This is a genomic window from Phaeobacter italicus (assembly GCF_019801785.1).
In the GTDB taxonomy this organism is placed as follows: domain Bacteria; phylum Pseudomonadota; class Alphaproteobacteria; order Rhodobacterales; family Rhodobacteraceae; genus Phaeobacter; species Phaeobacter italicus.
The window spans coordinates 14,693-27,536 of sequence record NZ_JAHVIJ010000006.1; the positions used below are offsets into that span (position 1 = coordinate 14,693).

The window sequence follows — 12,844 nt, forward strand, 5'->3', positions numbered from 1 at the left end:
TGTTTGGCAATCTTCAGGGCGCCATCATTTGCTTGAGACCACCGATGAAGGTTTCGTCATCCTGATGTTTGCGCGCATCGAGCAGCTCTTCTGCGTCAGGTCCCGCGCGAAATCGCAGGCGGCTTCCGGTTTCGTTGGCGGCATCCCAAATGACCTGCGCAACGGTTTCAGGCGCAGAAGGGTTCGCCGCCAGCTTACCAAACAGGCGCCCCATCGCTTCTACCATCGGTGCGTAGTCGGGCAGGTTTTCATCCATGGCGAAATCGAATGAACTGCCCCCGAAGTTGGTTCTTATCATGCCCGGCTGGACAATCCGGACCCGAATGCCAAGGGGCTCCAACTCGTAGTGGAGCGCCTCCGAAAGCCCCTCAACTGCAAATTTGGTGCCGTGATAAAGCGCGCCAAGTGGAAAGGTGATCTGCCCGCCAAAGGACGAGACATTGATGATCGTGCCCGACCGGTTCTGCCGGAAATGGGGCAGAACGGCCTTGGTCACTTCCATCACCCCAAGTACATTGGTGTCAAACTGACGCCGGATCCGCTCCATTGAAAAGGCCTCTAGCGCCCCATAAGCGCCATAGCCTGCATTGTTCAGCACAACATCAATCTGCCCGAACCGTTCGATGCCTTCGGCGACGGCCGTGGCAATTGAACCCGCATCCGTCACATCCAGTCGGGCCAGATGCACGTTTTCCAACGCGCCAAGCTCGGGGCTGTTTGCTGGGGTGCGCATCGTGGCGATGACATTCCAACCCTTTGCCTGAAAATGCCGGGCCGTCGCCGCGCCAATGCCCGACGAAGCCCCGGTAATAAGTATGGTTTTCATATCTCAACTCCCTCGCGTCCTGTTCACACGATACTCACCAAGGCGGGATGTATCTTTCGGTATTCTCCAGTTTTCTTGCACAATCCTCCGCAATCTGAAGTTTTGGGCAAGTGCTTGCCTTGGATGCGTGCTACGGGTGGGGCGACCGAAAGGAGGCATTCATGGGACCTCAGGCGTTGTTGGACTATGTTTGGGCGCGGCTTGATCACTCAGGCGTCACCGAAGGTGCGCTGAGATGTGAAGATGGCGGGGCGGTGTTTCTCATCCATCCAACGACCACCCAACATGACGCAAACGTCTACCGTCCGTTGTTGTGCGCGGTCCTGCAAGGTGCGAAAGAAGTTGGGACCAGCACCAGAACGCTCACCGTGCGGGCCGGGCAGTCTTTGATCGTCAGCAATGCGCTGCCCGTTGTTTCCAGGATCACCGAGGCCACGCCCGATCATCCCTATGTCGCGCTTGTCTTTCCGCTGGATCTGGATGTCCTTCGCGCCCTTGCTCCGGGTGTGCCCCAGTCATCTGCCAACCATGGGTCAGATCCGTTTTCAATTTGCCTCACACCCACTGATGACGATCTGCAGGCGGCCTTGCTCCGATATTTTTGCCAGTGCAAAACCGAAGAGGAACGGCACATGCTGGCGCCGATCACGGCGCGGGAAATCCACGCTCGTCTGCTGATCGGGCAACATGGCGGCACGCTTCAGAAACTTTTGTGGCATGAAAACACGGCCAGCCGGATCTTCGTGGCAACAAGTGAGATCCGGTCGGACCTGGGCAAACCCCTTGTCGTGAGAGAGCTCGCCGCCCGCGTGGGTATGAGCAGCTCGGCCTTTTTTGAACAGTTCAAAGCAGTTACCGGCAACTCTCCGCTGCAATACCAGAAAGACCTGCGCCTGCTTCATGCCCGCAATGAACTTCAAACCACCGGCGCAAAAGTCTCTGAGATAGCCTATGGGGTCGGATACCAAAGCCCGGCTCAGTTCTCGAGAGAATATGCCCGCAAATTCGGCTGCTCACCAAGACAGGACCGAACCGCCGAAGTCGTCCAATAAGGCCAAAGATGCTCACCTGAAAGGTGAGCGTTCCGCAAATCCATCCCTGTTAGCTTGCCGCACCTGCTGGGCCATGCCACGATGTATCAAGTTGCAAAAGGGTTGAATATTGGCGGCACCTCTTCTTATCAGAAACCGGAATTACCGCCTTCTCTTGGGGGCTGGCACCTTGAGCAATCTTGGCGATGGACTTGTTGTCCTCGCTTTGCCCTGGCTGGCGACCCTGATGTCGCAAAATCCAATGGCCATTGGTGCGGTAGCAGCGGCAAGTCGGCTGCCGTGGCTGCTTTTTGCGATTCCGGCGGGCGTCATTATCGACAATGCTGAACACAACAAGCTGATTGCCAGAGCCGACCTCTTGCGCGCTGCTATCGCGCTGGCGATCCTTATGCTGGCTGTGAACCAGCCAGCGGAGGGCGCAGTGTGGGTGCTGGCGGGGTTAGCTTTTGTTTTGGGCTCAGCGGAAGTGTTGAGAGACAATGCCGCTCAGACAATGCTGCCGTCCATCGTCGACTCGAAAGACCTGGAGGCGGCCAATGGGCAACTCTGGAGCAGTGAGCAACTGACAAATCAGTTCATCGGGCCACCACTGGCTGGTGCGCTGATCGCTGCGGGCATCGGCATCCCCTTCGGTGTTGACGCGGCCCTTCTGGTTTTGTCCGCCGGGTTTGTTTGGATGATCACACTCGCGCCAAAGGCGCAGACGAAGACGCGTTTTCGCCAAGCTCTCGTGGAAGGGGTCGCCTTCATGCGAGCCGATACCTTGCTGCTGCGGCTTGCCGTCGTTTTGGGGATCGCCAACTTTATCGCGACGGCGACGATCACAGTTCAGGTTCTATTTGCGCAGGATGTGCTGGCGATGTCCGCCTATGCCTACGGGCTCGTTCTGTCTGTCGCGGCACTTGGGGCCGTTACGGGAAGCCTTCTTGCCCCAAAGCTCGTCGGTTTTTTCGGAACACAAAGATGCCTGTATCTGTCAATTGCGACTTGGGGTGCTGGCTATCTATCTATCGGACTGAGCCAGTCTGCCTATGCCATGGCAACGGCGCTGTTTTTTGTGATGGCCGCAGCAATGCTGTGGAATGTCATCACGGTATCGTGGCGGCAAAGGCGTATTCCGTCAGCCCTGCTTGGGCGGGTCAACAGCATTTACCGTTTCTTCGGCTGGGGCTCGATGCCATTGGGGGCCATGACCGGCGGGCTGCTGGTCTCAGTTCTGGAGCAGGAACTCGGTCGAGAATTCGCCTTGCGCGCCACATTTATCTGTGCCGGAGCGGCATGTGCGTTTTTGCTCGCATATGCGATGGCGAGACTCCGTTTGGAATAGTCCAGCGGACTTCCCACTTCACCAACCCTAAGGTCGCACGGTCGAAATCAGCGTGCATGAGGTGGCCTCCTGCCGCACGCAGGCAGGGTCATGCCCCTGTTCAGGTCATCGGGAGGCGGACCTGAGAGTGTCGATGGCGTGAAAAGACCGCCCGGAGGCGGTCTTGGCATTGTCGGAAGGGGCGACAGGCGGGGGCAGTCGGGGTGTGGTCCGCGCATGAAACCTGCGGGAGCCCCGATGTGGTCGCCCCCGTTTATCGGCAGGGCGCCCTCAGGCGTCGCAGGCTGCGGTCACCAGCATTTCCACCTTCAGCACCTCGCGGGCGAGCTTGGATTCGCCGCAGGCACGGGCAGGGGCGTGGCCTTCGGGCACCCAGGCATCCCAAACGGCATTCATCTCGTCGAAATCCGCCATATCCGCGAGCCAGATCTCACAGCGCAGAATGCGGGTCTTGTCGCTGCCTGCCTTTTCCAGAAGGTCCTCGATCTTGGCGAGGATCTCGCGGGTCTGCTCGGCAACGGTTGCCGCCTGCGAGGTCTGGCCGCAGAGGTAGGCGGTGCCATTGTGTTTGACGATGCGGCTCATGCGTTGGCCGGTTTCGATGCGGGTGATGCTCATGTGAGGCTCCTGTTAGAGGACCTTGCGGTCATAGCGGTTGATCCGGAAGGCGGACAAGCCAAAACGGCTTTGTCCGTTGAGGATGAGATCGGCCAGAACCTGACCCACGATGGGGCCCATCTGAAAGCCATGGGCCGAAAAGCCAAAGGCATGGAAGGCGCGATCTGCATTGTCGGCGGGGCCGATGACGGGAAGGTTGTCAGGCATATATGCCTCAAGCCCGGCCCACATGCGGTTGATGCTTGCCTGTCGCATGATCGGAAAGAAATCGGCAGTGGTGCGGGCGGCACTCGCCAGTTTGGCATAGTCCAGACGCGTCTGGTTTTTGGCCCGATCGGCAAAGCCCTTGGCCCCACCGCCAATGAGAACCGTCCCGTTTTCAAACTGCTTGAAACTGAGCTGGCGGCTCACGGCCCCCACCACGGGAGAGGCGAAATGCGGCACACGGGTGGTGATCATCAGCATCGGGGCCGCATGGCTGAGGGGGACGTTGTCACCGATCATCAGGGCAATGCGGTCGGCCCAGGCGCCTGCACAATTGACCACGGTGTCCGCTTCAAAACGGTTGCGACTGCCCTGAGCGAGCCAGCTGGGGCCAAGGCGGCGCAGGCTGATCAGCTCTTCGCCTTCGATGATACGTGCCCCGTGGCGTTCAGCGGCGAGGCGAAAGGCAGAGGTGGCCTTGTAGGGGATGGCATAGCCGTCCAGTTCCGAGATCACGCCGCCGACGCAGGACGGGTTGACCTGGGGCAGCCGCTCTCTCAGTTCGGGCTGATCGATGATGCGTTCGTGGGTGTAGCCTTCGGCGTGCATCTTGGTCTCGCGGGTCCGCAGCGTGGCCATGTCCTGGTCATCTGCGGCGATATTGATGATGCTTTGGCGGCGAAACCCCGTGTCGAGCCCAAGATCGTCATCCAGGGTCTGCCACATCTCCATCGAAGCCTTGGAGAGGGGGACTTCGGCCATGTCGCGGCCCAGAAGGCGGACGCCGCCTGCGTTGACGCCAGAGGCATGGCGCGCGACATAATCCTTTTCGACCACCGTGACAGAGACGCCCTCGCGGGCCAGATGATAGGCAGTGGCGCAGCCCTGAATGCCGCCACCGATAATCAGAACATCCGATTTCATTCCGGGGCCTCGTTTTGCTGCCTTGTGGGGAGTGCCTGCGCTGGGGCGACGTGGTCAAACCGGCTCAGCTCTTCCAGCGTCAGCAGGCGCTGCGGGCTGCGCAGTCGGTAATAGCCGGTGTCTTCGGCGCTATCGCCACGCCAGTCGCTCAGCAGGCCCGCAACGATGTGGCCGCATTGGCGCCCCTGACAGGGCCCCATGCCACAGCGGGTGAGGGACTTCAGCGCGTTTGGATCACGGGCGCCAAGGTCAAAGCCCCTGCGCAGATCTCTGCGGGTCTGTTCTTCGCAGCGGCACACCAGCGTGTCGTCTTCCTGGGGCAGACGCAGGGCCTCCGCAGGGCGGTAAAGCCGATCGACAAAGGCGCGAAACGGGGCCATCGCGGCCAGTTCCGCAAGGGGGGATGCGGCCTCTGTGTCCCGCTGTGCGAGGGTGATCCGGTTCAGGCGGTATAGAATGTTGAGAGCGGCCAGCTGCCCTGCGTGGCATGCACCGTCAGCCCCGATGATGCCCCCGCCATCACCGGCGACAGAGACATGCGGCACAGAAGACTGACCAAACGGGTCTGTCACCACCTGCCAGCACAGCTGCTGCGCATTCCACATATGATCCAGCTCCATCGCGCGGGTCATATTGAGGTTCGGCTGAACCCCATGGTGCAGAAACACGGTCTCAGCCGCGATGTCATGGGTCTTGCCCCCTGCATCAAACCGCAGCCCTTCGGCTGTTTCGCGGCCGGGCACCTGCAGCTTGCTGGCAAAGCGAAAAACCGGAACGCCGGAGCGACGGATTTCGTTGAGAAGGCCGAGCCCCTTGGCCAGTTGCCGGGCCTGTTTCAGTGCGCGGGGCAAAAGAGGGGCGCTGGCGAGATAGTTGTCCTTGGGCGTGGTATCCACGACTGCGGCAATCGGCACACCAAGGCGCAGATATTGCGCAACGATCAGATACAACAGCGGGCCAGAGCCGGCAAAAACTGCGCCATCGGCCACGGTTGCATCGGATTTCAGCATCACCTGGGCCGCACCTGCGGTCATCACCCCCGGCAAGGTCCAGCCGGGGATTGGCATCGGGCGCTCCATCGCCCCGGGGCAGAGCAGCATCTCGCGGCAGTGCAGCTCATGGGTGCAGTGATCCTGCGAAAACAGGATGCGGCCATCATCGCCCAGGTGCCAGGCGTCTGCCCCGCTAAGATGGGTCACGTCGGCCTTCTCGAACCGCGCAATGAGATCAGCCCCCTTCGTGTAGTCGGGGCCAAGAACGGAGGCATCGGGCAGGGGGCTTTGGCTGGCTGAGCGATAGATTTGCCCACCGGCCCGCTGCCCGCGGTCCAGAACGGCGATCCGCAGGCCGCGTTCGGCAAGGGTGAGAGCGGCGGACATGCCGGCGGGGCCCGCCCCTACGATGGCGCAGTCAAAGCTCTGCATCGGTGATCCTGCTGTCTTCAAGAATGGTCTGGGTGTTGATCGTCATGCCGGGCTCGACCTGACGCAGGCAGGCCTGCTGATTTGGCACGCCGTTGATTTCCATCATGCATTCGAAACAGACCCCCATCGCACAATAGGCACTGCGCGGCGCACCGGAGAGGGCGGCCCTGCGGGTGATCGGCTGACCGGCAAGGGCAATCGCAGACCAGACGGATTGGCCCGCAGGGACGGTGATCTGCTGGCCGTTGAGTGTCAGGGTGACATCATCCGCCCCATCCGGGCGTAGGGATCTGAACATCTCTGTGGCTCCTTTGAGGGGCAAGAGAGGAAAATGAATTGGGGAGAAAAGGAAAGGCGCGGGGAGGTGCGCGCCTTTCCGTCAGGATTGCAGGGGTTACTCTGCAATCTTGTCGAGGATGGCCTGACCCCAGTCAGCGCCGACATCTTCCAGAACCTGCGGCCAGACCTGCGCGCGCACGTGCTCTGCCGTGGCGGCGAGTTCGGCGTCGCTCAGCGACACGATGGTGGCGCCATTGTCTGCAAGCTTTTGTTCAAAGGCGCCCTGATCTGCCTCGGCGGTTTCCCAACGTTTGGCTTCAAACGCCACTGCACCCTGTTCCAGTGCTGCGCGATCTGCGTCAGACAGCTCGGCCAAGGTGCCGGAGTTGATGATCATGTACCAAACTTCAAAGTGGGTGTTTACCGGCACATAGGTGGTGGTCACATCGCGGAAGGAGGCATAGTAGCCTTCGGCACCAGAGCCGACCACGCCGTCAACCACACCGGTCTGCACTGCGGTGAAGGCCTCGGAGAAGGGGATCGGAGAGGAGATATAGCCAAGCGCATCCGCTGTCAGCTGGAAGCTCTTGATGCCGGGGACGCGCACCTTGATCCCCTTGGCAGAGGTCGGATTGCCAGGATCAACCGCTTCGGTGTTCAACGCAACGCCGCCAAAATACACCGGATAGGCCGCCAGCATGGTGATGTCCTGCTTGGCATACAGCTCTTTCATCGCGTCATAGATGGCGCCGCCGGGGCCGTAGATCTTCTTGGCTTCGGCCCAGTTCGCGGCCACATAAGGAAAGGCAGAGATCTGCATGCGGCGATCAACGGCCGTTGCGGCGGGTTGAACGGCCATGTCGATTGCACCAACAGAGATGCGTTCCTGCACCGATGTATAGTCGCCAAGCGCAGAGGCCGGGAACAGGTTCAGCTCCAGCGAGCCATTGGTCGCGGCCGACAGATCCTCAGCAAAGGCACGCAGTTCGTTGTCGATCGTCGCACCCTGCGGACGGATGTGGCTGATCTTCAGTGTGTCTGCCATCGCGAGGCCCGCGGTTGCGATCATGGCCGCTGCCATGCAGGTGGACTTCAGAAAGGTCTTCATTGTGGTTTCCTCTGTTGGTGGTTTGGTTGTTGTGAAGGGAGAGGCTGGCGGGTCTCAGTAGCCAAAGACACGCGGCAGCCAGAGCGACAGGTCCGGCCAGAAGCTGGTCAGAAAGACCACTGGCAGATAGCCAAGCAGGATCAGCGTCATGGCCGGGCGGATCACCTTTGTCACCGGCACCTGACCGACGCGGGCGCCGAGATACAGGATCGATGCATAAGGCGGGGTGACGCCACCCATGGCGGTGTTGACGCCCATGATTGCGGCGAACTGGATCGGGCTCACGCCGATGGCCTGCATCAGCGGCAACAACAGCGGGGCGATCAAAATGATGGCCGTCACGTCGTTCACCACCATGCCGACAAGGAACAAGAGAATGTTGATGAGGATCAGCAGCAGCGCCTTGTTCTCGGTGATGGAGAAGATGCCTTCGACAATGGCCTGCGGCACGCTTTGCAGCACGAACATCTGGCTGAGGATCATCGAAAACAGGATCATCAGCATGATCGCCCCCACAGAGGTCGCCGCCTCACGACCCGCGCCAAGGAAGGTGCGCAGATCAAGACCCTTGTAGATCAGAAAGCCCACTGGCACGGCATAGATCACGGCCACGGCTGCGGCTTCGGTGGGGGTCATGATGCCGCCATAGATGCCGCCCAGAATGATTACGGGCATCAGCAGGGCCGGGGTGGCCTTCAGCCCGCGGCTGGTCGCCTCGGCGACAAAGGCCGCACCCTTCGGGGGGTCGTTCAGCTGCAGCGGGAACTTGCGCGCCATGCGGATGTTGACCACGGAAAAGCTGGTCATGATGAGAAGGCCCGGGCCAAGCGTGGCGAGAAAACAGGCCAGGATCGACGTGTCTGTGACCCAGCCATAAACAATCATGGTGACAGAGGGCGGGATCAGCAGGCCAAGAAGAGAGGCATTGGCAATCAGCGCAGTTGCGTATTCACGAGGATAGCCCTGTTTCTCCATTTCGGGGATCAACAGCGGGCCGATTGCCGCCACACCGGTCAGGCCAGAGCCCGAAATCGCACCAATCAGCGCACAGGACACGGTTGCAACCACGCCCAGGCCGCCGCGCAGGTGACCGATGAAGATATTGACGAAGTTCAGAAGACTGGCCGCAATGCCCGACACAGACATGATCGTCCCTGCCAGCACGAACAGCGGGATCGCCAGCAGGACGGGATTGCCCAATTGCTGAAAGCCCCAGAGCATATTGCCCTTCATGACCACGTCGCCGACGAAATACATCACCATCAGGCCTGCGCCGAAACAGTAGGGCAGCGGCACGCCAAGCGTCAGAAGAACGACCAGCACAAATACCGCGAGAAGCGCAATCTCGATCATCTCAGAGTTCCTTTGGGGTAGAGGTGTGGGCCGCAATCGGCGACAGGAGGGCGCGGATGTGCTGCACCAGCTGCAAGGCGGTAAAGATCATCATCAGGGCCATGCCGATGAACAGCGCGGCATCCACGTAAAAGGTCGGCAGATAGAGCGTCGGGCTCTCGCGCCAGACCCGCTGGGAGTATTTCCAGAAATCCCACGCCCAAGATGTCAGCCACAGGCCAACGGCCAGGCTGATGACTTCGCCGATGACCGCCAGAACCTGATGCTGGCGCTCGCTCGACAGAAAGATTTCCAGCACATTGGCGCGAATATGCGTGTTCTCGCGAGAGGCGTTCACCGCCCCCAGCATGTACAGCCACAGCGTCGGGTAAAGCAGGCTTTCCTCAAGCCCCATGACCGGGATTTCCAGCACGTAGCGGGTGATCACCTGGACGAACTGACCCAGTGCGACCAGACATATCAGCACGGTTAGCAGGATACTGAAGGCACGGGTCATCTTCCCCTCCCATGTGTTGAGTGCAGGCCAGCTCTGCAGGCACTGCATTGGTGGGGCGACCCTCGCGATCGGGACGTATTAAGTCAAAGCGATTAAATTGATTAACGAATAGATTTTTGTTATGGGGTTGGAAAATGCTCAAGGATATCAATGCGCCATGAATCTCAGCATCCGCCAACTTCAGGCCTTTCGCGAAGTGATGCGCAGCGGATCAGTCTCTGAGGCCGCCCGGATTTTGGGCCGGACTCAGCCCGCAATCAGCGCCCTTATCGCCAATCTGGAGGCAGAGCTGGAGATCGCGCTGTTTCTGCGGCAGCGGGGCAAGATGGTCCCAACGCCCGAAGCGCAGTATTTCCTCGGCGAGGCAGAGGCCATCCTGGAGCGGCTGAGCCTGTCAACGCGCACCATGCGGGAAATCGGCGCGCTGACGAAGGGCCGACTGAACATTGCCTGCATGCCTGCCGCGGCAAACCTGCTGATGCCGCAGTTGTTGGGGGAGTTCCTGCAGGACAAACCGGATGTGCGCGCCTCGCTGATGATGCGGGCCTCGCCGGTGATCGAGGAATGGGTGGCCTCCCAGCAATATGACATCGGTCTCGGTGAGACCCCCAAACCATCTGCAGCGATCCGGACGGTGGATTTTCGGATGGAATGCGTCTGCGCCCTGCCAGCAGGCGATCCGCTGGCGGCCAAGGATCAGATCGAAGCGCGCGACCTGTCGGGCAAACCGATGGCTGCGCTGCAGGAAGGCCACCCCAACCTGATAGCGACACTTGCGGCCTTTGATCAGCAGAAATCCCGGTTTGAACACCGGTTTGAGCTGCGCACCTTTCATCCTGCCCTGACCCTGGTAGAGCGCGACCTTTGCTATTGCATCTGCGATCCGATCACTGCGGCGGGCTATCTCAATATCGCGCCCGGCCCCCGTCCGGTGGTGTTCCGGCCCTTTGCGCCGAATGTGATGCTTGATATCTCGATCATGCAACCGGCACACCGCCCGCCCTCTGCCTTGGCGGAAGAGTTTGTGAAACGGCTCAGTCAGGCGCTGGATGGTGTGGGGACGCTGTTGGCCGCGGATGCATCCTGATCCTAGGGGGCAGTCTCTGCGCTGTCATCCGCCGTCATCTGCGGATTGGCCCCCAGTTGATGCAACAGTCCCATGACCTCTTCCTGCCAGCCGATCTTGAGCCGCGACGCCAGCTGTGACAGAGGCCGGAAAATGGGAGAGACGATGGTGTATTCATAGCGAAACCCATGCGCCATTCTGCGAAACACGACCTGACCACCGGTCATGCTGATCTCTTGCTCAGTGACGGCGGTCAGCGGGTCCACAACCGACAGGCAGCGCCCGGCGCTGATAAAGGGCATCATCGGCAGGAAGAACTGGCTGTCCAAGACGACATTGGCTTGCGCGCCCACCGCCTGCAACTGGGCCACGGTCTGTTTGTGGCTGATATGGGTGCTTTGCAAAAGCCCAAGCGGAACCCCGTCGAGATCCTCCCAGTCCGTTGTCTCTTTGGCGGCAAGGGGATGGTCGTGGGGCATTGCGCAGTAACAATCCGCCGAAATCGTCTCCTGGCGGAACGTCCCACGCGAAGGGGCCCGCCCGATCATATCTGCGAAACCGAAATCAATGCCTTGGGTCGCGGCCAGTTCCCGGATCTGGGGGGAGGTCCGCGACGACAATGAGACGTGGATTTCCGGGTTGTCCCCGACACTGCGGCTGACAAAGCGGGGAAACAAAAAGGTGGATGGCCCCGGCATGCAGGCAAGGTTGAGACTGCCGCGTTGTCCTGCCTGCAGGCTCTTCATTGTGCCGGTCACGCTGTTCACCCGGTCCAGGATCTCGCGGGTTTCGGCATAGAGATACTGCGCCTCTGGCACCGGGACCAATTGTCTGCCACGCCGCTCAAACAATTGTAGGCCAAGGGTTTCTTCAAGAGACCGGATCGCCAGGCTGACCGCTGGCTGGGTGCGGCCCAGCTTTTCTGCCGCCTCCGACAAAGAGGCAGAGCTCATCACGGCACGAAAGGCGGTCATCTGAGACAGGTTCATGTGGCCTCCTGTTGGTGGGAAAAATCCCAGCTTCATTCATAAGTCAAACTTTGCTTAAGTGAAGATATTAAAATTTGTATTTATCCAACCTCTATCCCATGATTAGGCGATAACGTGCCGGTGCACCAAGACCGGCCAACCAACAGGAGAGTTCAATGAGTTTCATTTCCCGACTGAGCGGCGCCGTTGCTGCGGTTGCCCTTTTGGCCGGAGCCGCAGCCGCCCAGAGCCCGACATTCTTCCGCATTGGTACAGGCAGTGCCGGTGGTACCTACTTCCCCATCGGTGGGACCATCGCAAACGGCATTTCCTCGCCGCCCGGCGCGCGCCCTTGCGATCAGGGTGGTCAGTGTGGCGTTCCCGGCCTGATCGCGATTGCCCAATCCACCACTGCTTCTGTGTTCAACAACACCGCAGTTCAAAACGGCGAGCTGGAGGCCGGCATGGCAGCAGCCGACGTGACCCGCGCCATGTATCTGGGTGAGGGCAAGTTCGAGGGCAAGGCGCATCCGAAACTGCGCATCGTGGCAAACCTCTACCCCGAAGACCTGCACCTGGTGCTGCCCAAGGGCCAGTCGCTGGGCGATCTGGGTGATCTGGCAGAAAAACGTGTTGGCATCGCGCAGGCCGGCTCGGGCACGCAAGTCGCTGTGCTGCAGATGCTCGAAGCCTGGGGCGTCACCCGCGACAACATGGACGAAGCAGAGCTGAACAACAGCCAGTCCGCAGAACGGCTCGCGGATGGTCAGCTGGATGGCTATTTCTATGCCGCAGGCTGGCCGGTTTCCGCGATGGTGCAGCTTGCCACCACCAAGGGCATGGAACTGCACAGCTTCACGGATGAGGACCTGGCCAAGATCAACGAACTGATCCCTGCCTATATCCCCTCCAAGATCCCGGCCGGCGTCTACGAAGGCGTTGACTACGAGGTCAAGACCCCTGCGGTTTCGGCGCTTCTCGTGGTTTCCTCTGACCTGCCGGAAGAGCTGGTCTATGGCATCACTCAGGCGCTGTGGAACGACAACACCCGCAAGCTGCTCGACAATGGTCATGCCAAGGGCAAGCAGATCACCCCGGACACCGCGCTGGATGGCATCGCTGCACTGGGCGTGCCGCTGCATGCTGGCGCCGAGAAGTTCTACAAGGAAGCCGGTCTGCTCGACTAAGACCGCGCGCAC

13 protein-coding genes are annotated in these 12,844 nt (G+C 60.3%); 4 read left to right on the top strand and 9 right to left on the bottom strand.

Going from position 1 to position 12,844, the window contains the following annotated elements; genetic code table 11:
• Positions 1-13: 13 nt before the first annotated feature.
• The gene (locus KUV39_RS14865; protein WP_222460160.1) at positions 14-826 is read right to left on the bottom strand and encodes an SDR family oxidoreductase; all 813 of its coding nucleotides are present in this window, start codon (positions 824-826) and stop codon (positions 14-16) included.
• Between the two features lie 161 nt (positions 827-987).
• Here KUV39_RS14865 and KUV39_RS14870 point away from each other — a divergent pair, with 161 nt between their 5' ends.
• Complete coding sequence (locus KUV39_RS14870) at positions 988-1,878, top strand: AraC family transcriptional regulator (RefSeq protein WP_222460161.1); 891 nt, start codon at positions 988-990, stop codon at positions 1,876-1,878.
• A 109-nt stretch (positions 1,879-1,987) separates the two neighbouring features.
• The gene (locus KUV39_RS14875) at positions 1,988-3,205 is read left to right on the top strand and encodes an MFS transporter (RefSeq protein ID WP_222460162.1); all 1,218 of its coding nucleotides are present in this window, start codon (positions 1,988-1,990) and stop codon (positions 3,203-3,205) included.
• 270 nt (positions 3,206-3,475) lie between these two features.
• Here the strand turns inward: KUV39_RS14875 and KUV39_RS14880 are convergent, their stop codons facing one another.
• The 7 genes from KUV39_RS14880 to KUV39_RS14910 all read right to left on the bottom strand — a co-directional run bounded on the left by KUV39_RS14880 (position 3,476) and on the right by KUV39_RS14910 (position 9,611).
• Complete coding sequence (locus KUV39_RS14880) at positions 3,476-3,823, bottom strand: RidA family protein (RefSeq protein ID WP_008563097.1); 348 nt, start codon at positions 3,821-3,823, stop codon at positions 3,476-3,478.
• Positions 3,824-3,835: 12 nt separating this feature from the next.
• Entirely contained in the window at positions 3,836-4,951 is a 1,116-nt protein-coding gene (locus KUV39_RS14885; RefSeq protein WP_222460163.1) for an NAD(P)/FAD-dependent oxidoreductase, read from the bottom strand.
• On the bottom strand, positions 4,948-6,375 hold the full coding sequence (locus KUV39_RS14890) for an FAD/NAD(P)-dependent oxidoreductase (protein WP_222460164.1): 1,428 nt from the start codon (positions 6,373-6,375) through the stop codon (positions 4,948-4,950). The genes KUV39_RS14885 and KUV39_RS14890 overlap by 4 nt, the downstream gene beginning before the upstream one ends.
• Entirely contained in the window at positions 6,362-6,673 is a 312-nt protein-coding gene (locus tag KUV39_RS14895; protein ID WP_008563192.1) for a (2Fe-2S)-binding protein, read from the bottom strand. The genes KUV39_RS14890 and KUV39_RS14895 overlap by 14 nt, the downstream gene beginning before the upstream one ends.
• Before the next feature lie 96 nt (positions 6,674-6,769).
• Positions 6,770-7,762, bottom strand: coding sequence for a TRAP transporter substrate-binding protein DctP (dctP, locus tag KUV39_RS14900; RefSeq protein WP_008562558.1), 993 nt, complete (start codon positions 7,760-7,762; stop codon positions 6,770-6,772).
• A gap of 54 nt (positions 7,763-7,816) precedes the next feature.
• Positions 7,817-9,115 carry a TRAP transporter large permease gene (locus KUV39_RS14905; RefSeq protein ID WP_222460165.1) on the bottom strand — a complete coding sequence of 433 codons (1,299 nt, stop codon included), beginning with the start codon at positions 9,113-9,115 and terminating at the stop codon, positions 7,817-7,819.
• A 1-nt stretch (position 9,116) separates the two neighbouring features.
• On the bottom strand, positions 9,117-9,611 hold the full coding sequence (locus tag KUV39_RS14910) for a TRAP transporter small permease (protein WP_222460166.1): 495 nt from the start codon (positions 9,609-9,611) through the stop codon (positions 9,117-9,119).
• A gap of 157 nt (positions 9,612-9,768) precedes the next feature.
• On the opposite strand from KUV39_RS14910, the gene KUV39_RS14915 reads away from it, so the two are divergent.
• On the top strand, positions 9,769-10,698 hold the full coding sequence (locus KUV39_RS14915) for a LysR substrate-binding domain-containing protein (protein ID WP_037303074.1): 930 nt from the start codon (positions 9,769-9,771) through the stop codon (positions 10,696-10,698).
• 2 nt (positions 10,699-10,700) lie between these two features.
• Here the strand turns inward: KUV39_RS14915 and KUV39_RS14920 are convergent, their stop codons facing one another.
• Entirely contained in the window at positions 10,701-11,666 is a 966-nt protein-coding gene (locus KUV39_RS14920) for a LysR family transcriptional regulator (RefSeq protein WP_046211375.1), read from the bottom strand.
• Positions 11,667-11,821: 155 nt separating this feature from the next.
• Between KUV39_RS14920 and KUV39_RS14925 the strand changes: the two genes are divergently transcribed.
• Complete coding sequence (locus KUV39_RS14925) at positions 11,822-12,832, top strand: TAXI family TRAP transporter solute-binding subunit (protein WP_008559142.1); 1,011 nt, start codon at positions 11,822-11,824, stop codon at positions 12,830-12,832.
• The last annotated feature ends 12 nt before the right edge of the window (positions 12,833-12,844 follow it).

Bases quoted from the DNA above. Each gene is read 5' to 3' on its own strand.
- KUV39_RS14895 (WP_008563192.1), bottom strand. From the start codon at position 6,673: ATGTTCAGATCCCTACGCCCGGATGGGGCGGATGATGTCACCCTGACA.
- dctP (WP_008562558.1), bottom strand. From the start codon at position 7,762: ATGAAGACCTTTCTGAAGTCCACCTGCATGGCAGCGGCCATGATCGCA.
- KUV39_RS14905 (WP_222460165.1), bottom strand. From the start codon at position 9,115: ATGATCGAGATTGCGCTTCTCGCGGTATTTGTGCTGGTCGTTCTTCTG.
- KUV39_RS14915 (WP_037303074.1), top strand. From the start codon at position 9,769: ATGAATCTCAGCATCCGCCAACTTCAGGCCTTTCGCGAAGTGATGCGC.
- KUV39_RS14885 (WP_222460163.1), bottom strand. From the start codon at position 4,951: ATGAAATCGGATGTTCTGATTATCGGTGGCGGCATTCAGGGCTGCGCC.
- KUV39_RS14870 (WP_222460161.1), top strand. From the start codon at position 988: ATGGGACCTCAGGCGTTGTTGGACTATGTTTGGGCGCGGCTTGATCAC.
- KUV39_RS14880 (WP_008563097.1), bottom strand. From the start codon at position 3,823: ATGAGCATCACCCGCATCGAAACCGGCCAACGCATGAGCCGCATCGTC.
- KUV39_RS14920 (WP_046211375.1), bottom strand. From the start codon at position 11,666: ATGAACCTGTCTCAGATGACCGCCTTTCGTGCCGTGATGAGCTCTGCC.
- KUV39_RS14865 (WP_222460160.1), bottom strand. From the start codon at position 826: ATGAAAACCATACTTATTACCGGGGCTTCGTCGGGCATTGGCGCGGCG.
- KUV39_RS14890 (WP_222460164.1), bottom strand. From the start codon at position 6,375: ATGCAGAGCTTTGACTGCGCCATCGTAGGGGCGGGCCCCGCCGGCATG.
- KUV39_RS14925 (WP_008559142.1), top strand. From the start codon at position 11,822: ATGAGTTTCATTTCCCGACTGAGCGGCGCCGTTGCTGCGGTTGCCCTT.
- KUV39_RS14910 (WP_222460166.1), bottom strand. From the start codon at position 9,611: ATGACCCGTGCCTTCAGTATCCTGCTAACCGTGCTGATATGTCTGGTC.